The organism is Pseudomonas sp. S3E12, from assembly GCF_001702295.1.
Taxonomy (GTDB): Bacteria; Pseudomonadota; Gammaproteobacteria; order Pseudomonadales; family Pseudomonadaceae; genus Aquipseudomonas; species Aquipseudomonas marginalis.
Window position 1 is genome coordinate 125,574 of record NZ_MBDT01000005.1, and the last position, 20,639, is coordinate 146,212.

The following is a 20,639-nucleotide window of genomic DNA, read 5'->3' on the forward strand; positions in this document are numbered from 1 at the left end:
CACGCCTAGTCTGAGCATGTCCGATAAAATTGAACTTCGCGCAGAGGTGCCGTCCGAATTGGGCGGCCAACGCCTCGATCAAGTCGCCGCACAATTATTCGCTGAGCACTCGCGCTCGCGCCTTTCCGCCTGGATCAAAGACGGCCGCCTGACTGTGGATGGAGCGGTTATCCGCCCGCGAGACATAGTCCATGGCGGTGCGATTCTTGAGCTGACTGCCGAGCAGGAAGCCCAGGGAGAATGGGTTGCCCAGGACATCGAGCTGGATATCGTCTATGAGGACGACGACATCCTGGTCATCAACAAACCCGCAGGCCTGGTGGTTCACCCGGCGGCCGGGCACGCTGATGGCACCTTGCTCAATGCCTTGCTGCACCACATCCCCGACATTATCAACGTGCCGCGTTGCGGCATCGTGCACCGTCTGGACAAGGACACCACCGGCTTGATGGTGGTGGCCAAGACCATTCAGGCGCAGACGCAACTGGTCACGCAATTGCAGAGCCGCAGTGTCAGCCGTATCTACGAATGCATCGTGATCGGCGTGGTTGTGGCGGGCGGCAAGATCAATGCCCCGATCGGTCGCCACGGCCAGCAGCGCCAGCGTATGGCGGTGATGGAAGGCGGCAAGCAGGCGGTGAGCCACTACCGCGTGCTCGAGCGTTTCCGTTCCCACACCCATGTGCGGGTCAAGCTGGAAACCGGTCGTACCCACCAGATTCGCGTGCATATGGCCCACATCAACTTCCCGTTGGTGGGCGATCCGGCCTACGGTGGCCGCTTCCGCATTCCGCCTGCGGCGAGCCAGACCATGGTCGAATCGCTCAAGACGTTCCCGCGCCAGGCGTTGCATGCACGTTTCCTGGAGCTGGACCATCCGACGAGCGGTAAGCGCATGAGCTGGGAATCACCACTTCCAGACGATTTTGTCTGGTTGCTGTCGCTGCTCAAGCAGGATCGCGAGGCGTTTGTCGGATGAATGACTGGCTGATTCCTGACTGGCCCGCGCCTGTCGGGGTGAAAGCCTGTGTGACTACCCGCACGGGCGGCGTCAGCCAGGCGCCGTTCGACAGCCTTAACCTGGGCGATCACGTTGAGGACAGCCTTGAGGCCGTCCTTGAGAATCGTCGTCGCCTTACCGAAGCCTTCGATATTCAGCCGGCCTGGCTGCGCCAGGTCCATGGCGTGGATGTGGTCGAGGCCGACCCTGGCCGCACCGCCGAAGCCGACGGTAGCTGGAGCAGCACCCCCGGCATCGCCTGCACCGCGATGACCGCCGATTGCCTGCCTGCGTTGTTCTGCAACCGTGCCGGCACTCGTGTGGCTGCGGCCCATGCCGGTTGGCGTGGGCTGGCGGCGGGCGTGCTGGAGGCAGTCTTCGAAAGCCTCGACGCAGAGCCTTCGGACGTCCTGGTATGGCTGGGCCCGGCGATTGGCCCGCAAGCCTTTGAGGTTGGCCCTGAAGTGCGTGAAGCCTTCATGCAGCACCTGCCGACAACTGCCGAAGCCTTTGTACCAAGCCTCAATCCAGGCAAATTCATGGCCGACATCTATCAGTTGGCCCGCCTGCGCCTTGCTGCGCGGGGTGTCACCGCTGTTTATGGTGGTGGCTTCTGCACCGTGACCGACCCACGCTTCTTTTCGTACCGGCGCAGCCCCCGCACCGGACGTTTTGCCTCCCTTGTCTGGCTTGAGCGCTAGACTCTGCTGATCTGGGTCAACGCTGATCCATATCAACCGCCGCTCGCTTGAATCTTCCAGAATCCACCCCATCTATAAGGGTATCTGGCAGGTTTCTTCATTCAGGATGTTTTATAGCTCCGGCCTGCTCAAAAGGAAGGTGACTAATGCGTATTGATCGTTTAACCAGCAAATTGCAGTTGGCCTTATCGGACTCCCAATCCTTGGCGGTGGGGCTCGACCACCCGGCCATTGAGCCTGCGCACTTGATGCAGGCACTCCTGGAGCAGCAAGGTGGTTCTATCAAGCCCTTGCTGATGCAGGTGGGCTTTGATGTCAACAGCCTGCGCAAGGAGTTGAGCAAAGAGCTCGACCAACTGCCGAAAATCCAAAACCCTACCGGCGACGTGAATATGTCGCAGGATCTGGCGCGCCTGCTTAACCAGGCCGACCGCCTGGCCCAGCAGAAGGGTGACCAGTTCATCTCCAGCGAACTGGTGCTGCTCGCCGCCATGGACGAGAACAGCAAGCTTGGCAAGTTGTTACTCGGCCAGGGTGTCAGCAAGAAAGCCCTGGAAAACGCCATCAACAACCTGCGTGGCGGTGATGCGGTTAACGACCCTAACCACGAGGAGTCGCGCCAGGCCCTGGACAAGTACACCGTCGACCTGACCAAGCGTGCCGAAGAGGGCAAGCTTGACCCGGTGATCGGCCGTGACGATGAAATTCGTCGCACCATCCAGGTTCTGCAGCGCCGCACCAAGAACAACCCGGTGTTGATCGGTGAACCTGGCGTGGGTAAAACCGCGATTGCCGAAGGCCTGGCCCAGCGCATCATCAATGGTGAAGTACCGGACGGCCTTAAAGGCAAGCGCCTGCTGTCCCTGGATATGGGGTCGTTGATCGCCGGTGCAAAGTTCCGCGGTGAATTCGAAGAGCGCCTGAAATCCCTGCTTAATGAACTGTCGAAGCAGGAAGGGCAGATCATTCTGTTTATCGACGAACTGCACACCATGGTCGGCGCCGGTAAAGGCGAGGGCTCCATGGATGCTGGCAACATGCTCAAGCCCGCCTTGGCGCGGGGTGAGTTGCATTGTGTCGGTGCTACCACGCTTAACGAATATCGCCAGTACATTGAGAAAGATGCGGCCCTTGAACGGCGTTTCCAGAAAGTCCTGGTGGAAGAGCCGAGTGAAGAGGACACCATCGCGATCCTGCGGGGCCTGAAAGAGCGCTACGAGGTCCACCATAAAGTGGCGATCACCGACGGTGCGATCATTGCGGCGGCCAAGTTGAGCCATCGCTACATTACCGACCGTCAATTGCCGGACAAGGCCATCGACTTGATCGACGAAGCGGCCAGCCGCATTCGCATGGAGATCGACTCCAAGCCGGAAGTGCTCGACCGCCTTGATCGTCGCCTGATTCAACTGAAAGTCGAATCCCAGGCCCTCAAGAAAGAAGAGGACGACGCGGCCAAGAAACGCCTGGAAAAACTCCAGGAGGAAATCGTCCGCCTGGAGCGCGAGTATTCGGACCTCGAAGAAATCTGGACCTCGGAAAAAGCCGAAGTACAGGGCTCTGCGCAGATCCAGCAAAAGATCGAGCAGTCGCGCCAGGAGTTGGAAGCCGCACGTCGTAAAGGCGACCTGAACCGCATGGCCGAGTTGCAGTACGGGGTGATCCCGGACCTGGAACGCAGCCTGCAAATGGTCGACCAGCACGGTAAGGCTGAAAATCAGCTGTTGCGCAGCAAGGTGACCGAGGAAGAAATCGCCGAAGTCGTTTCCAAGTGGACCGGCATCCCGGTGTCGAAAATGCTTGAAGGCGAGCGTGACAAGCTGCTGAAGATGGAGCACCTGTTGCACCAGCGCGTGATCGGCCAGGAAGAGGCGGTCGTGGCGGTGTCCAACGCGGTACGGCGTTCCCGCGCCGGCTTGTCCGACCCGAACCGTCCGAGCGGCTCGTTCATGTTCCTCGGCCCGACCGGCGTGGGTAAGACCGAGCTGTGCAAGGCCCTGGCCGAGTTCCTCTTTGATACTGAAGAGGCCATGGTACGGATCGACATGTCCGAGTTCATGGAGAAACATTCGGTGGCTCGCCTGATCGGGGCTCCACCAGGCTATGTGGGCTACGAGGAGGGCGGTTACCTGACCGAGGCCGTGCGGCGTAAGCCTTACTCGGTGATCCTGCTGGATGAGGTCGAGAAGGCTCACCCGGACGTGTTCAACATCTTGCTGCAAGTGCTGGAAGATGGACGACTCACGGACAGCCACGGGCGCACTGTGGACTTCCGCAACACGGTGATCGTCATGACCTCCAACCTGGGCTCGGCGCAGATCCAGGAACTGGTAGGTGATCGTGAGGCCCAGCGCGCTGCTGTAATGGATGCGTTGACCACGCACTTCCGTCCGGAATTCATCAACCGGGTCGACGAAGTGGTGATCTTCGAGCCATTGGCGCGGGATCAGATCGCGGGCATCACCGAGATCCAGCTGGGGCGTCTGCGCGGTCGCCTGGCGGAACGCGAGTTGTCGCTGGAGCTGAGCCGCGAGGCGTTGGACAAGCTGATCGCGGTCGGTTACGACCCGGTGTATGGCGCACGGCCTTTGAAACGTGCGATCCAGCGCTGGATCGAGAACCCGCTGGCGCAGTTGATCCTGTCGGGCAGCTTTATGCCGGGCACCAGCGTCGAGGCGACTGTGGAGAACGACGAAATCGTCTTCCACTGAGCCCGGATTGCACTGCAATAAGAGAAGGCCCTGCATCCCAGGGCCTTTTTTTTCGATAGGGCGTTGAACTGTAAGGCAAAGGCTTGTAAAGTGCGCCCCGCAGCAACGTCAGCCCACGGGTTTCTTCTCCCCAAGAAGAAATCAGAAAGAAGCGCAAATCATTGTCTTAAAAGCAATTTAAAGGGTTGACAGGGGTTTTTAAGATTGTAGAATAGCGCGCCTCAGAGACGCTAACGTAGCGATACGGACAGGGTCGAAGAGAAGGTTACACAGCAGTAAAAGTTGTACTTTGAAATATGTAGTTCCGTGATAGCTCAGTCGGTAGAGCAAATGACTGTTAATCATTGGGTCCCAGGTTCGAGTCCTGGTCACGGAGCCAATTTCAAACCGGGGTATAGCGCAGTCCGGTAGCGCGCCTGCTTTGGGAGCAGGATGTCGGGAGTTCGAATCCCCCTACCCCGACCATATTTGGGTCGTTAGCTCAGTTGGTAGAGCAGTTGGCTTTTAACCAATTGGTCGTAGGTTCGAATCCCACACGACCCACCATTTTTGAGACCAGTTAACGCTGGAATCGAATCTTAAGATCAGAGGCCAAAAGCGCTGATCGAAGAAGGCGACTGAAAGGTCGCCTTTTTTTTACCGGGGTATAGCGCAGTCCGGTAGCGCGCCTGCTTTGGGAGCAGGATGTCAGGAGTTCGAATCCCCTTACCCCGACCATATTAAAAATCCTCGTATCGAAAGATACGGGGATTTTTTTGCCTGGAATTATCTCAAATCCAACACACAACCAATGTGGGAGGGAGCGCCCCCCCACATTAGCCAGTCCCGCAAGGGACTCTGTTGTTAGTGAAGCTTCAGGCGCGGTTCAGTCCCGCGTCCGATCTTGCTGCCCAACATCAGCATCGCCGTGCGGAAGAAGCCATACAGCGCCATCTGGTGCATGCGGTACAGCGACACATAGAACATCCGCGCCAGCCAGCCTTCCAGCATCACGCTTCCGGTCAGGTTGCCCATCAGGTTACCCACCGCCGAGAACCGCGACAGCGAGATCAGCGACCCATAGTCGGTGTACTTGTACGCCGGCAGGTCCTTGCCCTCGATACGCAGTTTCAATGACTTGGCCAGCAGCGAGGCCTGTTGGTGCGCGGCCTGGGCCCGTGGCGGCACATTGCGGTCGGTGCCCGGTTGCGGGCACGCGGCGCAGTCGCCAAAGGCGAAGATGTTTTCATCACGGGTGGTTTGCAGCGTCGGCAGCACTTGCAGTTGATTGATGCGGTTGGTTTCCAGGCCATCGATGTCCTTGAGGAAAGCCGGTGCACGAATCCCGGCGGCCCACACCTTGAGGCTGGCGGGAATCACCTGGCCACTGCTGGTGATCAATGCGTCGGCAGTCACTTCGCTGACCGCTGAGTTGGTCAGCACCGTCACCCCGAGCTTCTCCAGGGTTTTATGTACAGGCCCGCCAATCCGCTCCGGCAAGGCAGGCAGTACACGAGGGCCGGCTTCGATCAGGGTAATGTGCATGTTTTCCGGCTTGATGCGGTCCAGGCCGTACGCCGCCAGCTCGTGGGCCGCGTTATGCAGCTCTGCGGCCAGCTCGACGCCCGTTGCACCCGCACCGACGATGGCGACGCTGATCTTTTCCACCACATCGGTTTGCCCGGCGTGGGCGCGCAGATAGTGGTTGAGCAACTGTTGGTGGAAACGCTCGGCCTGCTTGCGGGTATCGAGGAACAGACAGTGCTGCGCCGCGCCCTCGGTGCCGAAATCATTGGTGGTGCTGCCCACCGCAATCACCAGGCTGTCATAGCCCAGCACGCGCGCAGGCACCAGTTCGCGGCCTTCTTCGTCGAGGGTGGCGGCCAGCTGGATTTTCTTCTGTTCGCGGTCGAGCCCGCTCATGCGCCCCAATTGGAACTCGAAGTGGTTCCATTTGGCCTGGGCGACGTAATTGAGTTCGTCTTCCGAAGAGTTCAGTGAGCCGGCAGCGACTTCGTGCAGCAAAGGCTTCCAGATATGGGTGAGGTTGGCGTCCACCAGCGTGATGCTGGCGGTGCCGCGCTTGCCCAGAGTCTTACCCAGGCGGGTAGCCAACTCCAGGCCGCCGGCGCCGCCGCCGACGATAATAATACGATGGATCATGGGGGTATCTCGCAAGGCTAAAGGAAATCGGAGCAGTTACCCCCGCGAGCGCCAGGCAGCTCATAGCGTCAGGTAACTCAAAAGGCGGCTCAGCAGGCCGAGCCCGATCACCACCACCAGCACCACACCAAGGAGCAGCCACGGACGGAAAGGCTTGCGCTCGACTCGGTTCTGGGAGAGTTGCAGGTACTCTTCGACATGCTGTTGGTCGTCGGGGTTCAGGCGGCTGGTCATATAAGGCCTCGTCAGGTAGACGTTGCAAAGGGGCGCCACGTTACAGCGAGGGGATCAGAGGCTGATGCCCACGTCGAACACTATGCTGCGCCCCAGGTTATTGCGCAAGAAATCCGGCGCGTCCGGGTGGGCGAACAGCACCCGGGCAAACGTCGGTCCCACCAGCGACAGCGAGCGCCAGCCCTGGCGCAAGTATTCGGTGGGTGGGGGAAAGTGGCTGTTGAGGTCGAGCACTTCGCGCTTGAGGCTGGTGAACGCGACGATATCCAATTCGCCCAGGTCCATCCCGCGCTCTTTGTAGTTATGGGCCTTCTTGCGCAACGTGGGCGCCAGGCGCAGCAGGAATTCATGGGCGGGGATGCGCCGCGGCTTGGCTTCGCGCCGCACCAGTTGGCTCAGGGAGAATGCACTGCGTCTACGCAACAGCTCGTCACGCCATTCGTCGTTCAGGCGGCGCCCTTCATCGAGTACGAAAAACACCTCGAAACTGGCATCGCGAAACAGCACGTCGGGTGGTTCTTGTCCGGCGGGGTGAAACTCTTCGGCGCGGTAGGGCACATTCAAGCCTTGCAACAGGCGCTGGCAGACCCAACGCTCACGCTCCCATTTGCGGGCATTGGACAGGAACGCATTGGCTTGTTCGGCCGCTACGGTGAGCAGGCGCAAGTAATCTGAGTCATCCATGCCTGCAGCTTAGCGTCCAAATGATGACCGCAGGAAGTCCTGCTGCAAAAGCCAGGGTGTAGACTGGCCTTTCAAGCGTAATTCCCCCCTTATGAGGAGCGTGCGGTGAAGTGTCTGGTGGTGCTGTTGCTGAGTGTTTTACCGGTATGGGCGCAGGCTGTTGAAGTGGGCGAGCGCCTTGCTCCCTGGACTTTGCTCGATCAATTCGACCAAGCCTATACCCTCGATAACCAGGCACGGATTCTGTTGGTGGCGCGCAGCATGGATGCGGCCAAGCAGGTGGATGCTGCGCTGCAAGGCCAACCTGCAGGCTACCTCGAAGCGCGGCATGCCGTGTTCGTCGCTGACATCCAGCGCATGCCTCGACTGATCGCCAAATTGTTCGCGGTACCGGCCATGCAATCCTACAACTACCGGGTCATGCTGGACCGTGACGCACGTATCGCCCCGCGTTATCCCGCGGCGGCGGATAAAGTGCTATGGCTGCAGTTGGATAACGGTAAGTTGGTTTCTCAACATGAATACGGCACGGCTGTCGAACTGCGCCAGGCCCTGGAGCAGGTGAAGCCGTGATCAGTGCCGCAGTGCTGGCGCCCACAACCCTCGGCATCGGCTGGCTGTTGTATGCACCGGTACTGCTGTGGGCGATCCTGCGTTCGCCCTGGGTCGAGTTGTTTGCCGACCGGCGGCGCCAGCATTTGCTGTTCGGTACGGTGTTCGCACTGTTCATGCTGTGGCTGGTACGACGGGATTTCGATACTGGTGTGTCCTACCACTTTATCGGTATGACCGCCGTAACCCTGCTGTTGGACTGGCCCCTGGCTATCGTCGGTGGTTTTGCCGCCCAGTTCGGGTTAATGCTGCTTGGGCGCCAGGACCTGGCAGCCCTTGGCGTCAACGGCCTGCTGCTGATCGTGCTGCCGGTGCTGATCACCGAAGGCTGTGCGCTTGTGGTCGAGCGAGCGCAGCCGCGCAATCCCTTCGTGTATATCTTCTGCTCCGGTTTTTTTGCTGCCGCGTTGTCGGCCTTGTTTTGCCTGCTGCTGGGGCTGGGGTTGCTGTGGTTCGACGGTCGTTTTGCCATGCCTGAATGGCTGGAGGATTTCGTCGGCTACCTGTGGCTGATCATCTTCCCCGAAGCCTTTATCAACGGCATGGTGATCAGCGCCCTGGTGGTGTTTTGTCCGGAATGGCTGGAGACATTCAACCGCACACGCTACCTCTCGGCGCCCTGGAAGGATGACGAATCGCAGCGTTGACCCAGATCAAATCCCGCGCAGCCGAGCAGGCCCATGCTCTGCGAAATTTTCCTAGGCAAGGCGGGAGCACGAATCATGAGTGTGTACGAGTGGGCACGGCAGGAGTTGCGCAGGAGCCAGGATGCGGCACAGGAAATCGGTTTCGACCCGGGCTTGACCCTGCGCGCCATGCTCAGCGCGGTGGTGCAGCAGAGCAAGGGCGTACGCAGCTTCGAAGACTTGGCCGACGAGCTGCAATACCTCGCAGAAAACCTCGACGACCAGCAGGAATACGCCTTTATGCGGCCTTAGTGGCGCGGCGGCAAGTCTTCGGAAAACAGCTCGTCTTCGGCATCCGGCGCCACGGGAATCTTGTGTTCCTCGGCGGCCCACGCGCCCAGGTCGATGAGCTTGCAACGGTCCGAGCAGAACGGCCGGTTAGGGTTGGCTGCATTCCATTCCACGGGTGCACCGCAGGTTGGGCAGTCGACGGTCAAGGGTTGGCTCATGATCGGCCTCCACGCAAAGTAAGGTAAAAGTGGTGCAGTCGCTCGACCTCGCTGTGCAGCCAGGCGAGGTCCTGGTCATTGACCAGCACGTCATCGGCATGGTTCAGGCGGTCTTCACGGCTGGACTGTGCCTTGAGAATTGCCTGAACCTGTTGTTCGCTGATGCCGTCGCGCTGCAGGGTACGCTGAATCTGCAGCGATTGCGGCACGTCGATCACCAGGATGCGCTGGGTCATGCTGTACTGGCCGGATTCGATCAGCAGCGGGGACACCAGGATCGCGTAAGGCGAGCGGGCGCGAGCCAGGTGACTGCGAATCTCCTCGCCAATCAACGGGTGCAGCAAGGCTTCCAGCCAGCGGCGCTCTTCGGGCACCTCAAAGATCAGCTTGCGCAACGCGGCGCGGTCCAACTGGCCGTCAGGCTGCAATACGCCGGCACCAAAATGCTCGGCGATGCGGGCCAGCGCCGGCCGGCCGGGTTCGACCACCCAGCGCGCGGCGTGATCAGCGTCCACCAGGTCAATGCCCAGGTCGATAAAGTGCTGGGCTGCCGCACTTTTACCGCTGCCGATGCCACCGGTGAGGCCGAGAATCCAAGGTGTTGCAACAGGAGTGGTCATCTGAAACCGACAGACTGCAAATAGAAGTCGGTTATTTGACCACCCCAGAGCAATGCAATCCAGCCGGCAATTGCCAGATACGGACCAAACGGCATCGGCGTGGACGCCAGGGTCTTGCGCAGGCGCATCAGGATCAACCCGACAAACACCCCCACCAGCGACGACATCAACAGTGTCATCGGCAATATCTGCCAGCCGCCCCAGGCGCCGAGCAAGGCCAGTAACTTGAAATCACCGTGGCCCATGCCGTCTTTGCCGGTGACCAGCTTGAACAGCCAGAACACGCTCCACAGGCTCATGTAGCCGATCACTGTGCCCCATAGTGCGTCGGGTAATGTCGTCAGTAATCCAAAACTGTTGACGATCAGGCCCAGCCACAGCAATGGCAGCACCAGCACATCCGGGAGCAACTGGTGGTCTGCGTCGATCAGGCTCATTGCCAGCAACCCCCAACTCAACACCAGCACCGCTGCGGCCTGCCAGCCAAAGCCGAAATGCCAGGCGACCCAGGCCGAGATCAACCCGCAGGCGAGTTCCGTGAAAGGGTAGCGAGGGCTGATGGCTCCCTGGCAATGGGCGCAGCGCCCCCTGAGCATCAGGTAGCTGAGCAGTGGGATATTTTCCCACGGCCGGATGGGATGGTCACAGTGTGGGCAGCATGAGTTGGGGTGCATCAGGTTGTAGGTCGGCCCGCCAGGTTCGGCAGGCAAGCCGAGCACTTCATGGGCCTGGGCACGCCATTCCCGTTCGAGCATTTTTGGCAGGCGCCAGACCAGCACGTTGAGGAAACTGCCGACGATCAGCCCCAGTACCAGCGCGATTGTGACAAAGGCCAATGGGTGCTCGTTCAGCAGCAGGCTCAAAATGCACTCCCCAGTTGGAAGACCGGCAAGTACATGGCGATGACCAGCGCGCCGACAATGCCCCCCAGCACCACCATGATCAACGGTTCCATCAGGCTGGTGAGGTTGTCGACCAGGTTGTCCACGTCAGCCTCATAGTGGCTGGCGACCTTTTCCAGCATGTGTTCCAGGGTGCCCGACTCTTCGCCGATCGCTGTCAGTTGGATCGCCATGCCGGGAAACAGGCCGCTGTTGACCATGGATTGATTCAGTTGCATGCCGTTGGATACATCGTGACGCATATGTTCGATTGCCTGTTTGAACGGGCCGTTTCCCACGGCGCCGGCGACTGAGTCCAATGCCTGTACTAGTGGAACACCGGCGGCAAAGGTCGTGGAGAGCGTGCGGGCGTAGCGAGCCACGGCGGATTTTGTCAGCAGTTTGCCTGCCAGGGGCGCTTTCAACAAACCGGTGTCCAGCCAGCAGCGAAACCCCGACGAGGTCCGATAGGCCTGGCGCAGCGCAGCGGCTCCCGCGACGATGCCCAATACCAGCATCCACCATGCGTGCTGCATGAACGCCGACAGGGCGATCACGTGCAAGGTAAATGCCGGCAGTTTGCCGTCGACTCCGGCGAACAAGGCCTGGAACTGCGGCACCACGTGGACCAGCAGTATGCCGGTGACCAGGCTGGCAACCACCAGGACAGCAATGGGGTAGGTCATGGCCTTTTTGATCCTGGCCTTGAGCTGCTCACTCTTTTCCCGGTGGATCGCCACCCTCTCCAGCAGTGTCTCAAGCGCCCCGGCCTGTTCGCCGGCGGCCACCAGGTTGCAGTACAGCTCATCGAAATGACGCGGTTGTTTGCGTAATGCCTCAGCCAGGCTGCTGCCGGCGGCGATCGCTTGTTTAAGCCCCATCACCTGTTCACGCACAGCGCGATTGTCGACGCCTTCGCTGATGATGTTGAAGGCTTGCAGGAGTGGAACTCCAGCCTTCAGCAGCGTAGCCAGTTGGCGCGTGAACAGCGTGATATCAGCCGCTTTGACTGATGGGGTGAGGTTTGGCAGCAGCAGGGATTGCTTGCGCACACGACCGGGGCTGATCCCTTGCTGGCGCAGTTGTGCCTTGACCAGGGCCGCGTTGTGCCCCTTGGTTTGCCCGGACACCCTGCGCCCTTTACGGTTGATGCCTTCCCAGGCGTAAATCGTTGAAGCGTTGTTCATGTTGCGGTTCCGCATACAGGCTGTCGAAGATTTATAGCTTAGTCAGGTGACGGATTCGGGCATGCCGATGGCGCGGGATAAAAATGTCAGAATGTGCGTCTTGAGCGCGATTGGCCGCTTGCGGGTGAGTACACTGGCGCCGTTGCAAAAACGGGGTGCAGGACGCGCCTTGTCATGAGTTCTATTCGGGAGAGTGAATGTGATACGTCAGAAAGGCTTTACCTTGATCGAGTTGTTGATCGTCGTGGCAATCATCGGCATTTTGGCCACCATCGGCCTGCCCATGTACACCACCCACCAGGCCAAGGCCAAGTTCACTGCCGGCCTGGCTGAAATTGCCGCGTTGAAGGCCGGTTACGAAGACACCATCAACCAGGGCACTGTACCCACCGTGGCCTTGATCGGCGGCACCAGTCCTACGGCCAACTGCAAGATCGAGGTGGCAGGCGATGTGGCCACGGGTGCGGGCTCCATCAGCTGCGAAATACTCGACGCACCGGCACCGGTGCTGGGCAAGACCATCACCCTGGTCCGCAGCGCCACCGGCTGGAAGTGCACGACGACCGCTGAAGCGAAATATGCCAGCAAGGGCTGCGGCACCGACGGCGCGTAACTGCTAAACCATCCACACGGAAGTAGAGGTGGCCGATGGTGTTATCCGTACAGCAGCGAGGCGGTGTTTTCCTGGTAGCAGCGGTGTGCCTGTTGAGTGTCGGGATTTGTGCGCCGTTCGGCGGGCATGATCTACAGCGTGTCATGCAAATTGCCATCGGGTTTTGCGCGGTGCTGTATGGGTTATCGGTTACTTCCACTGAACCTTGGGTAGACAGGCCCACTGCCTGGGGCGTGGCGCTGGTTGTGGGGCTGGGCGTGCTGTCGTCGGCGCTGGCCCATCAGCCGCTGTGGGCGCTTACCGAAGTGGCGCTGTTTGTCAGCTGCGCGGCGATTGCCGTCGCCTTTGCCCTGGTTCGTCGTCACGGCGGCGAGCCTTTGGATCGCGTGCTGATCCTGGTTGTGGTGTTGCTGTGCCTGATCAAGTCGGTTCAGTATCTGTATGCCGGTACGTTGCTGCTCGTCAGTGGCGAGCGCGTACTGGACCCTGGCGGGTTGCTGTCGGGCTTTTCCAACAAGCGTTTCTACGGACAGTTTCAGACATTTACCTTGCCATTGCTGGCGCTGCCTTTACTGATACCCAATGTCTCCCGCGCCTTGCGGGGGATGGTGTTTGCGTTGCTGTGTGTCTGGTGGATGATCGCAATCAGCGGCGGTACGCGGGGTACCTGGCTTGGCATGGGCGTGGCGGGCGTGATGTTGGCGCTGCTTGGGCCCTGGGGGCGTCGCTGGCTGGGTTGGCAGTCGGCCGCAGCGTTGATTGGGCTGTGGCTGTATTGGCTGGTATTCACGGGACTGTCGGATTACCTGGGGATTGCGCTCACCAGTGATGCCGGAGATCGCCTCACCACCTCGCTGTCGGGACGGGGCCCGATCTGGTGGCAGGCGTGGTACATGCTCATCGAGCGCCCGTGGCTTGGTTTTGGGCCGATGCATTTTGCCAATATTGCCAACAGGATTGCCGCTCATCCCCATCAGGCGATTCTGCAATGGGCCAGCGAATGGGGTGTGCCCTCGGCGCTGTGCGTGGCGGTGTTGGCATGGCGAGGCGGCTGGGCCGCGTTGGCTGTGCTGCGCGAGCGAGCGCTGTCCGCCGCGCGGGTTGACCTGCTGCGCTTGTGCCTGTTCGCGGCGTTGGTGGGGGCGCTGGTGCAGTCCATGGTCGATGGCGTGATAGTGATGCCCAACTCCCAGGTCTGGTTGGCGCTGGTGGTGGGCTGGCTGATGGCGCTGCATGAGCTGCGCACGCCAGCAAGCGCTGCGCTGCCGTTGGCCCGTAGGCTATGGAAAGCCTTGGCTGTGTTGGCCGTTGGTCTGTTGGTGTTTATTGCGGTGCGCGATGTGCCTCACCTCCAGCAAGCCCAAAAACAGTACCTGGGCGATGAAGGTCGTCACCTGCAACCACGCTTCTGGGCCCAGGGGGTCATTGCCCGTTGACGGGCGCAAGTTGCCGGACGCCCGATGCGGTGCTAGCTTTAGCCCACCGCCCGTGTAGCTCAGTTGGTAGAGCAGCGCACTCGTAACGCGAAGGTCGCAGGTTCGATTCCTGTCTCGGGCAAAAAGGCAATACTGCTTCAAAGGCAATGTTTTCAGATGATCCCAGAATGGTTCTGAAGGCCAGACGAGTTGGCACGTGTGCCGGCTCTTTTGTATCTGCGCAACCTTGATGACCCAGATGCATCCCCATTCCTCGATCTAAGAGAACGACATGACCACGACTGAAATGACCCAGGAAGTTCGGCATCAAGCAGCCCTCGAAAAATACCTTGAGGAATCGCCGCAGCTCAAAGAAGAGATCAAGGACCTGAGCGCCGATGATCAGCGCGACCAGATCCAGTGGGCGTTTGAGGACGAGGCCGAGAGCCAGGGCTTCCAGCCTTGGGAACTGACCCTCAAGTACACCTCGACGCCGGAAGAGTTCGAAGCGGCACGGCTGGCCTTGCACAAAGAGGCGGCCGAGGTGCTGGGTGTCGAATGGGAAGAATACTGCGAGATGAACGACCTGGTCGTTTAAAAGCAGCTTGTAGGAGCGAGCTTGCTCGCGAAAATCGCTAACGATGACGCAGGCTGCCTGGTTCCCTGCGGCGTTCTCAGGTTTTTCGCGAGCAAGCTCGCTCCTACAGTTAGGTGTTCAGATACTGAGGCGCATCGACAAATCCACCGCCTTCACATCCTTGGTCATCGCACCAATGGAGATGTAGTCCACCCCCGTCTCCGCGATAGGCAGCAAGGTGCTTTCATTGATCCCGCCGCTGGCTTCCAGCTTGGCCTTGCCGCCGTTCAGGCGCACGGCTTCACGCATATCTTCCAGGCTCAATTCGTCGAGCATGACGATGTCGGCGCCCGCCGCCAGCGCTTCGCGCAGTTCGTCCAGGCTCTCCACTTCGATTTCCACCGGCTTGCCGGGTGCGATCTTGTGGGCGGCGCTGATGGCTTGGGCAATCCCGCCACTGGCAGCGATGTGGTTTTCCTTGATCAGGAACGCGTCATACAAACCGATACGGTGGTTGTGGCAGCCACCGCAGGTCACTGCGTACTTCTGCGCGAGGCGCAGGCCGGGCAGGGTTTTTCGAGTGTCCAGCAGCTTGACCTGGGTGCTGGCGACAAAATCCGCCAGGAACCGGGCGCGGGTGGCGACTCCGGACAGCAACTGCAGGAAATTCAGGGCAGAGCGCTCGCCACTGAGCAGCGAGCGCGCCGGCCCCTCCAGGTGGAACAGTGCCTGGTTGGGGCTGACACGTTCGCCGTCGGCCACCTGCCAGTGCACGGCGACCCGTGGGTCCAGTTGGCGGAATACGGCATCCACCCACGCAGTGCCGGCGATGACGGCGGCATCGCGGGTAATGATGGTGGCCGTGGCCAGCCGTTCGGCCGGAATCAACTGTGCGGTGATGTCGCCGCTGCCGATGTCTTCCAGGAGCGCGCGGCGCACGTTGGCTTCGATTTCAGCGGTGAGGTCGGCAAGACGGAGGTTCGGCATATCAGGCTCCACAAACAAAGTGTCCCGATTATAGGGGCAGCGTGCGTTTGAACCCAGGCTCACCACTCATTTACAGCGCAATGTCAGAGTTTGCTGGCGCAACGGCACTCATTTGCAAGATAATCTCGCGCCTTGCAATTGGCGTCATAGCTTTGACGTCCTGGTGATAACCGGTTATCCACAGCCTTATTGGGCCTGTACCCGATCTTTCCCCAACGCTTTACCGCCGTTTCAGGAGGCCAGGATGCACAATGACGGAAAGGTGGTGCCAATCAACAAGGCACAAGCCACGCCATCGCCGCTCGCGCGCCTGCCGGTGGTGCTGCTGCAGGTTCGCGACAAGGCGGCGCAGCAGTTGCAGCAGGGTTTACAGGAACTGTTCGATAACGCCGACGACACCTTGTTCGAAATGGCCGACAAGGCCCGCAGCAACGTGGACCACCATATCTTCTTTGAGGCCATGCGCGACCTGCGCCTCAAGCGCAAGAATTTCGAGCGCGTGTTCATGGAGCGGCTGTTCGAAGCCTTTGGCAACCTGGGGCTGGCGGGCCGTGGTGAACTTCAGTTGGTGCCGGTGGTGTCCTATGACGCGGCCTCAGGCACGTCCAAGGATGACCTGGAAAAAGCCGTCGCGCTTGAGGCCATGCTGGGCCGGGTGCGCCACCGCGACGGCCTGGCGCTGTCGCAACTCACGGCACGCTTGAGTGCCTTGCTCGGCAATCGCCTGGACGACCGTGAAAACCCCCTGGGCCCGGCGCTGTTGTGCGAGTTTTTCCTGCGTGCCGGGCGTAGCCTGGGCGTGGAGATCCGCGTCAAGCTGATCATGCTCAAGCTGTTTGAAAAATACGTCCTCAGTGATGCTGACCTGCTGTACGGTGAAGCCAATCAACTGCTGGTCGCGACCGGCGTGTTGCCGGAACTCAAGGCTGCGCCATCCCGTCGTCCCTGTGGCCGTGCCACCCGTGATCATCAGTGCGAAGAGGTATTGCCGAGCACCGACCAGCCCATCGACGAAAATGGCCAGCAAGCCTTCAGCGCCTTGCAGGCGTTGTTGACCGTTGTGCGTGGTAGCGTGTCGCCTACCCTTGAAGTCAGTGCCGAACCCCAGCCCATCGCCACCCGCGATCTGCTGCGGCTGTTATCCCACTTGCAACAGTACGTCCCGGAGCCGGAAGCCGAGGATGATTTCGACCTGTGTAACCAGCTCGAGCAGTTGCTCACCCGTGTCAGCGTCAAGAGTGGCAAGTCGCGGGTGGTGGAGGATGCAGATGAAGATGTGATCAACCTGATCGCCCTGCTGTTCGAATTCATCCTCAATGACCGCGCAGTGCCGGACGCCTTCAAGGCCTTGATCGGCCGCCTGCAGATCCCGATGCTGAAAGTGGCGGTGCTGGACAAGAGTTTTTTCAGTCGCCCCGGCCACCCGGCTCGGCGCCTGTTGAATGAAATCGCGACCACCGCCATGGGCTGGAGCCCGGTCGATGACTTCCAGCGCGACAGCCTGTACCTGCGCATAGAGCGGGTGGTTCAGCGTTTACTCAATGAGTTTGTTGAAGATCCGGCGATTTTTTCCCAATTGCTGACTGAATTCACTGCGTTCACCGCCGATGAGCGTCGTCGCAGCGAATTGCTTGAACAGCACACCCGCCATGCTGAAGAAGGGCGCGTGCGCACTGAAGCGGCGCGTGCACGGGTGGCCGAGGTACTGAATCGACGAATGCTGGGGAAGGTTTTGCCGCAGGCGGTGGTGCAGTTCCTGCAACAGGCCTGGAGCCAGGTGCTGTTGCTGGCCAGCCTCAAGCACGGCGAGCAGTCGGTGCAATGGCAAGCAGGGCTGCGCACCATGGATGAGCTGATCTGGAGTGTCAGCCTGCCGGCAGACACTGAAGCCGGGGTGCACTTGCTGGAGCAGTTGCCCGGGTTGCTCAAGGCACTGCGCGATGGGTTGACCAGCGCTGCATTCGACCCCTTCAGCACCCGTGATTTTTTTGTGCGCTTGCAGACCCTGCATGTCCGGCCGCCCGAGGGTGGCGATGGATGGCTCGAAGTGCGTGAACCCTTTGTGTTCAGCGTACTGCCGCTCGATCCCGTCGAGGGCCTGCCGGAGGATGATCCGGACCTGGCCAAGGTGCACCAATTGCGAGTCGGTGACTGGGTCGTGTTCCAGCAGGGCCAGGCAGGCACCCTGCGGTGCAAGCTGACGGCGATCATGGCGCCGGCCAACACCTATATTTTCGTCGGCCGTACCGGGCTCAAGGTCCTGGAGAAGAGTGCCGGCCAACTGGCGATTGCATTCAAGCGTGGCGCGCTGCATCACCTCGACGATGAGCCGCTGTTCGAGCGGGCGCTGGCGGCGGTGGTGGGCAAGCTGCGTCAACTCAATCGCGGCAAGTGATCGCAACCACGGGGTTGAACGCGGCATACTGGTCACACTTAGTCACGTTCAAGGATCCTGTATGCAGTTGGACCCCGCCAGCGGCTGGTGCCAGGGCATTCGCCATTGCCCTTCACCCAACTTCAACGAGCGCCCGGCAGGCGAAATCTCACTGTTGGTGGTGCATAACATCAGCCTGCCACCCGCGCAGTTCGCTACCGGCAAAGTGCAGGAGTTTTTCCAGAATCGCCTGGACGTCACGGAACATCCCTACTTTGAAGGGATTGCCGACCTACGGGTGTCTGCGCATTTTCTGATTGAGCGCGATGGCACAGTGACGCAGTTTGTGTCCTGCATAGACCGGGCCTGGCATGCCGGGGTCTCGTGTTTCGAAGGGCGTGAGACGTGCAATGACTTTTCCCTGGGCATAGAGCTTGAAGGTACGGATGATTTGCCGTTCACCAACCCCCAGTATGTGTCGCTGATCGATCTGACACGGCATTTGCTGGCAGCCTATCCAGGTATTACGCCGCAGCGTATCTGCGGCCATAGCGATATCGCTCCGGGGCGCAAGACCGATCCCGGCCCCGCTTTTGATTGGGTGCGCTTTCGCAGCGCCCTGCAGGATGGAGGACACGCACGATGAGTTTTCTGGTGTTGGTGCTGGCCGTGTGGATCGAGAAGTTCTCGGCCCTGCGCCAGCGGTTGCAGCGTGATGGCGGCTGGTTGCGCGAATTGGCCAAGTTGGAGTCGAGCCCGCGCATGGGCAAGCAGCCGTGGCTGATTCTGGTCCTGCTGGTGTTGCTGCCGGTGGCGTTGCTGGCGTTGTTGTTGCTGGTGCTGGAACCGGTGGCCTATGGTTTGTTGGCGCTGCCGGTGCACTTGCTGGTGGTGATCTACAGCCTGGGCCGTGGCGATCTATTGGCTGGGCTGGGGCCATTTCGCGATGCCTGGCGCCGTGGTGACCTGCAGGCGGCCGAACATGTGGCCGAGCGCGACCTGAAGCTGGGCGCCGACAGCGGCGAGCAACTGCTGGAGCGCGTCCAGGGCCATCTGTTGTGGCAGGCCTACCAGAGTTTTTTCGCCGTGATTTTCTGGTACTTCCTGTTAGGGCCGGTTGCTGCGCTGGCCTATCGGCTGCTGGCGCTCGCCAGTGAGCACAGCCAGAACCCTTTGGTGGCCGAGCGCGCCGGGCAATTGCGTCACGCGTTCGACTGGCTGCCGGTGCGCCTGCTGGCGGCCAGCTTTGCCCTGGTGGGCAACTTCGTCGCGGTCAGCCGTGTCATGCTCCACGAGTTGCTGAGCTGGGACATCAGCGCCGCGCAATTGGTGGAAAAAGTCGGCCTGGTCGCCGCTGAAATCCCGCCTCCGGCCGTGGGTGCAGACGGTATCAACAGCCTGGATCGCCTGTGGGAACTGCTGCTGCGTGCGGCGGTGCTGTGGTATGCCGGTTTTGCCATTTGGACCGTGTTGCCCTGACTCCTGTGATAAGCGGGCTTGTCGAATCGTCGCACCGCCCGCGCCGGGCTGCGTAGCAGCCCGCTGCAATCCTCGTCCGTTAACTTTACGTTACAAAACTCCCTTTCAAATTGAGCTATACAGACAGAGCGCCAAATAGTGGCTTTCTGCCGCCGCCCTGCGCCTGAATAAAAATAAAACAAAGAAAAGGGAGATCACCTGTGAAGAGCTTGCTCTATCCCGCCGTCGCGCTGATGAACCGTCTTAGCTTCGGCATGAAGTTCAGCCTGATCAGCGTGCTGTTCCTGCTGCCGATGCTGGCTACCAACTATTACCTGGTGCGTGATTCCTGGCGCGAATTCCAGGGCACCCGTGTCGAGCTGCAAAGCCTGGATTTGCTCGGCAGCAGCCTAGTCCTGCGCCGTGACCTGGAAACCCTCAATAACCAGGTGCAGATCAACGCAATACTTGGCCAGTCCGGCAAGGCCGCTGACCTTGAGGGCAAGATCAGCGCCCTGGAGCAGAGCGTGCTCGCCCGTCTGCAAGGCCTCACCCCGATGGCTGCCGAACCTGAGCAAATCGCCGCCTTTGAAGGTAAGCGTGACGAACTGATCACCGCCTTCCAGGCCCAGCAACAGGAAAGCTCGCTGCAGAGCAAAAGTGCGTTGATCGGCAAGTTGCTCAACAAGGCCCAGATGCTCAGCCAGATCGTTGCCAGCCAGTCCGGCTTGAGCCGCGATCCCCAGAGTGACTTGCGCCAACTCAGCGAACTGATCACCAGCGTCACCCCGCAGGTCACCCAGACCCTGGGAGAAGGCCGGGCGATGGGGGCCTACTCCCTGGGCCAGGGTTTTCTCAACTCATCTTCCAGTACCCGCTTCGACGAACTGCTGCAACAGTTGGAAAAGCTCCAGGGCGAATACGCCTTGAAATTGCAGGACGTCCTGGGCTCCAGCAACGCCGCGCATGCGGCGCTCGACAGCCTGGCCAAGACCAGCAACGCCAGCCTCAAGCACGGCAGCGAGTTGTTCGAAGAACAGGTGGTGATGGCCGAAACCCTTGACGCGCCCTGGCAGGGTTTCTATGACAGCGTCAGCCAATTGATGGGGCACACCTATCAGCTCGATGACGCCACCCTGACGTTCCTCGGGCAGCAACTGGAGCAGCGCCTGGCGCAGAACCGTACGCACATGGTGGTGCTGGTCTCGGCGCTGACGGCGGTGTTTTTGCTGATCTTCTACCTGTATGCAGGGTTCTACGCGTCTACGCGCACTACGTTGCGGCGTTTGGGGGCGATGATGGACAAGG

At 60.3% G+C, this 20,639-nt stretch carries 20 protein-coding genes, 5 tRNA genes and 1 pseudogene; 18 read left to right on the top strand and 8 right to left on the bottom strand.

The features are described 5' to 3' along the window. The first annotated feature begins 16 nt into the window (after positions 1-16). From rluD to BB029_RS05390, 7 genes are all read left to right on the top strand, one after another. Positions 17-979 carry a 23S rRNA pseudouridine(1911/1915/1917) synthase RluD gene (gene rluD, locus BB029_RS05360; RefSeq protein ID WP_032886184.1) on the top strand — a complete coding sequence of 321 codons (963 nt, stop codon included), beginning with the start codon at positions 17-19 and terminating at the stop codon, positions 977-979. Continuing rightward, the gene (gene pgeF, locus BB029_RS05365) at positions 976-1,701 is read left to right on the top strand and encodes a peptidoglycan editing factor PgeF (RefSeq protein ID WP_065938478.1); all 726 of its coding nucleotides are present in this window, start codon (positions 976-978) and stop codon (positions 1,699-1,701) included. Before rluD ends, pgeF begins: the two co-directional genes overlap by 4 nt. A gap of 146 nt (positions 1,702-1,847) precedes the next feature. Further along, positions 1,848-4,412 (top strand): ATP-dependent chaperone ClpB, encoded by a 2,565-nt coding sequence (gene clpB, locus BB029_RS05370; protein WP_027606841.1) that lies wholly within the window; start codon positions 1,848-1,850, stop codon positions 4,410-4,412. A gap of 303 nt (positions 4,413-4,715) precedes the next feature. After that, positions 4,716-4,791: transfer RNA gene (locus BB029_RS05375), tRNA-Asn, on the top strand. A gap of 9 nt (positions 4,792-4,800) precedes the next feature. Then, positions 4,801-4,877: transfer RNA gene (locus BB029_RS05380), tRNA-Pro, on the top strand. A gap of 5 nt (positions 4,878-4,882) precedes the next feature. After that, positions 4,883-4,958, top strand: a tRNA-Lys gene (locus tag BB029_RS05385). Positions 4,959-5,052: 94 nt separating this feature from the next. Then, positions 5,053-5,129 (top strand) — tRNA-Pro (locus tag BB029_RS05390). 126 nt (positions 5,130-5,255) lie between these two features. On the opposite strand, the gene BB029_RS05395 is transcribed toward BB029_RS05390, so the two are convergent. The 3 genes from BB029_RS05395 to BB029_RS05405 are packed head-to-tail and all read right to left on the bottom strand — an operon-like array spanning position 5,256 to position 7,472. Further along, the gene (locus BB029_RS05395) at positions 5,256-6,554 is read right to left on the bottom strand and encodes an NAD(P)/FAD-dependent oxidoreductase (protein WP_065938479.1); all 1,299 of its coding nucleotides are present in this window, start codon (positions 6,552-6,554) and stop codon (positions 5,256-5,258) included. 60 nt (positions 6,555-6,614) lie between these two features. After that, positions 6,615-6,788, bottom strand: a complete 174-nt coding sequence (locus BB029_RS05400) for a DUF3094 family protein (RefSeq protein WP_016976295.1) — start codon at positions 6,786-6,788, stop codon at positions 6,615-6,617. Positions 6,789-6,842: 54 nt separating this feature from the next. Next, positions 6,843-7,472: a DUF1780 domain-containing protein gene (locus tag BB029_RS05405; protein ID WP_027604891.1), complete on the bottom strand. Its 630-nt coding sequence runs from the start codon at positions 7,470-7,472 to the stop codon at positions 6,843-6,845. A gap of 105 nt (positions 7,473-7,577) precedes the next feature. Here BB029_RS05405 and BB029_RS05410 point away from each other — a divergent pair, with 105 nt between their 5' ends. The 3 genes from BB029_RS05410 to BB029_RS05420 all read left to right on the top strand — a co-directional run bounded on the left by BB029_RS05410 (position 7,578) and on the right by BB029_RS05420 (position 9,022). Continuing rightward, positions 7,578-8,045 carry an FAD/FMN-containing dehydrogenase gene (locus BB029_RS05410; protein ID WP_065938480.1) on the top strand — a complete coding sequence of 156 codons (468 nt, stop codon included), beginning with the start codon at positions 7,578-7,580 and terminating at the stop codon, positions 8,043-8,045. Further along, the gene (locus BB029_RS05415) at positions 8,042-8,731 is read left to right on the top strand and encodes an energy-coupling factor ABC transporter permease (RefSeq protein WP_065938481.1); all 690 of its coding nucleotides are present in this window, start codon (positions 8,042-8,044) and stop codon (positions 8,729-8,731) included. Before BB029_RS05410 ends, BB029_RS05415 begins: the two co-directional genes overlap by 4 nt. Before the next feature lie 75 nt (positions 8,732-8,806). After that, positions 8,807-9,022, top strand: coding sequence for a hypothetical protein (locus BB029_RS05420; protein ID WP_003171680.1), 216 nt, complete (start codon positions 8,807-8,809; stop codon positions 9,020-9,022). Here the strand turns inward: BB029_RS05420 and yacG are convergent. Genes yacG through BB029_RS05440 form a run of 4 tightly spaced genes read right to left on the bottom strand, consistent with a single transcriptional unit; the run spans position 9,019 to position 11,907 of the window. Next, the gene (gene yacG, locus BB029_RS05425) at positions 9,019-9,219 is read right to left on the bottom strand and encodes a DNA gyrase inhibitor YacG (protein ID WP_027604888.1); all 201 of its coding nucleotides are present in this window, start codon (positions 9,217-9,219) and stop codon (positions 9,019-9,021) included. The two genes, BB029_RS05420 and yacG, sit on opposite strands and share 4 nt — an antisense overlap. Then, a complete protein-coding gene (gene coaE, locus BB029_RS05430) occupies positions 9,216-9,839 on the bottom strand; it encodes a dephospho-CoA kinase (protein WP_027604887.1) in 624 nt (207 codons plus the stop codon). The genes yacG and coaE overlap by 4 nt, the downstream gene beginning before the upstream one ends. Further along, positions 9,836-10,702 carry an A24 family peptidase gene (locus BB029_RS05435; RefSeq protein ID WP_065938482.1) on the bottom strand — a complete coding sequence of 289 codons (867 nt, stop codon included), beginning with the start codon at positions 10,700-10,702 and terminating at the stop codon, positions 9,836-9,838. Before BB029_RS05435 ends, coaE begins: the two co-directional genes overlap by 4 nt. Continuing rightward, entirely contained in the window at positions 10,699-11,907 is a 1,209-nt protein-coding gene (locus BB029_RS05440) for a type II secretion system F family protein (protein ID WP_065938483.1), read from the bottom strand. The genes BB029_RS05435 and BB029_RS05440 overlap by 4 nt, the downstream gene beginning before the upstream one ends. 202 nt (positions 11,908-12,109) lie before the next feature. Here BB029_RS05440 and BB029_RS05445 point away from each other — a divergent pair, with 202 nt between their 5' ends. The 5 genes and pseudogenes from BB029_RS05445 to BB029_RS33640 all read left to right on the top strand — a co-directional run. Continuing rightward, complete coding sequence (locus BB029_RS05445; protein ID WP_065938956.1) at positions 12,110-12,520, top strand: pilin; 411 nt, start codon at positions 12,110-12,112, stop codon at positions 12,518-12,520. 35 nt (positions 12,521-12,555) lie between these two features. Beyond that, complete coding sequence (locus tag BB029_RS05450) at positions 12,556-13,956, top strand: O-antigen ligase (protein WP_065938484.1); 1,401 nt, start codon at positions 12,556-12,558, stop codon at positions 13,954-13,956. A 48-nt stretch (positions 13,957-14,004) separates the two neighbouring features. Then, positions 14,005-14,077, top strand: a tRNA-Thr gene (locus BB029_RS05455). 150 nt (positions 14,078-14,227) lie between these two features. Next, positions 14,228-14,533, top strand: a complete 306-nt coding sequence (locus tag BB029_RS05460) for a DUF6388 family protein (RefSeq protein WP_027604882.1) — start codon at positions 14,228-14,230, stop codon at positions 14,531-14,533. 21 nt (positions 14,534-14,554) lie between these two features. Beyond that, a pseudogene (locus BB029_RS33640) lies at positions 14,555-14,650 on the top strand (outer membrane lipoprotein carrier protein LolA); the annotation flags it as partial. Here BB029_RS33640 and nadC read toward each other — a convergent pair. Next, on the bottom strand, positions 14,651-15,499 hold the full coding sequence (nadC, locus tag BB029_RS05465) for a carboxylating nicotinate-nucleotide diphosphorylase (protein WP_027604881.1): 849 nt from the start codon (positions 15,497-15,499) through the stop codon (positions 14,651-14,653). A 244-nt stretch (positions 15,500-15,743) separates the two neighbouring features. On the opposite strand from nadC, the gene BB029_RS05470 reads away from it, so the two are divergent. From BB029_RS05470 to ampE, 3 genes are all read left to right on the top strand, one after another. Beyond that, positions 15,744-17,894, top strand: a complete 2,151-nt coding sequence (locus BB029_RS05470; RefSeq protein WP_065938485.1) for a DUF1631 domain-containing protein — start codon at positions 15,744-15,746, stop codon at positions 17,892-17,894. Between the two features lie 61 nt (positions 17,895-17,955). Further along, on the top strand, positions 17,956-18,519 hold the full coding sequence (ampD, locus tag BB029_RS05475) for a 1,6-anhydro-N-acetylmuramyl-L-alanine amidase AmpD (protein ID WP_065938486.1): 564 nt from the start codon (positions 17,956-17,958) through the stop codon (positions 18,517-18,519). Beyond that, entirely contained in the window at positions 18,516-19,352 is an 837-nt protein-coding gene (ampE, locus tag BB029_RS05480) for a regulatory signaling modulator protein AmpE (RefSeq protein WP_065938487.1), read from the top strand. Before ampD ends, ampE begins: the two co-directional genes overlap by 4 nt. Positions 19,353-20,639: the final 1,287 nt, after the last annotated feature.

Excerpts from the sequence above, each read along its gene's own strand:
- ampD (WP_065938486.1), top strand. The coding sequence starts at position 17,956 with ATGCAGTTGGACCCCGCCAGCGGCTGGTGCCAGGGCATTCGCCATTGC.
- pgeF (WP_065938478.1), top strand. The coding sequence starts at position 976 with ATGAATGACTGGCTGATTCCTGACTGGCCCGCGCCTGTCGGGGTGAAA.
- ampE (WP_065938487.1), top strand. The coding sequence starts at position 18,516 with ATGAGTTTTCTGGTGTTGGTGCTGGCCGTGTGGATCGAGAAGTTCTCG.
- coaE (WP_027604887.1), bottom strand. The coding sequence starts at position 9,839 with ATGACCACTCCTGTTGCAACACCTTGGATTCTCGGCCTCACCGGTGGC.
- BB029_RS05405 (WP_027604891.1), bottom strand. The coding sequence starts at position 7,472 with ATGGATGACTCAGATTACTTGCGCCTGCTCACCGTAGCGGCCGAACAA.
- BB029_RS05460 (WP_027604882.1), top strand. The coding sequence starts at position 14,228 with ATGACCACGACTGAAATGACCCAGGAAGTTCGGCATCAAGCAGCCCTC.
- clpB (WP_027606841.1), top strand. The coding sequence starts at position 1,848 with ATGCGTATTGATCGTTTAACCAGCAAATTGCAGTTGGCCTTATCGGAC.
- BB029_RS05440 (WP_065938483.1), bottom strand. The coding sequence starts at position 11,907 with ATGAACAACGCTTCAACGATTTACGCCTGGGAAGGCATCAACCGTAAA.
- BB029_RS05395 (WP_065938479.1), bottom strand. The coding sequence starts at position 6,554 with ATGATCCATCGTATTATTATCGTCGGCGGCGGCGCCGGCGGCCTGGAG.
- BB029_RS05420 (WP_003171680.1), top strand. The coding sequence starts at position 8,807 with ATGAGTGTGTACGAGTGGGCACGGCAGGAGTTGCGCAGGAGCCAGGAT.
- BB029_RS05470 (WP_065938485.1), top strand. The coding sequence starts at position 15,744 with ATGCACAATGACGGAAAGGTGGTGCCAATCAACAAGGCACAAGCCACG.
- nadC (WP_027604881.1), bottom strand. The coding sequence starts at position 15,499 with ATGCCGAACCTCCGTCTTGCCGACCTCACCGCTGAAATCGAAGCCAAC.
- BB029_RS05450 (WP_065938484.1), top strand. The coding sequence starts at position 12,556 with ATGGTGTTATCCGTACAGCAGCGAGGCGGTGTTTTCCTGGTAGCAGCG.
- BB029_RS05400 (WP_016976295.1), bottom strand. The coding sequence starts at position 6,788 with ATGACCAGCCGCCTGAACCCCGACGACCAACAGCATGTCGAAGAGTAC.
- yacG (WP_027604888.1), bottom strand. The coding sequence starts at position 9,219 with ATGAGCCAACCCTTGACCGTCGACTGCCCAACCTGCGGTGCACCCGTG.
- rluD (WP_032886184.1), top strand. The coding sequence starts at position 17 with ATGTCCGATAAAATTGAACTTCGCGCAGAGGTGCCGTCCGAATTGGGC.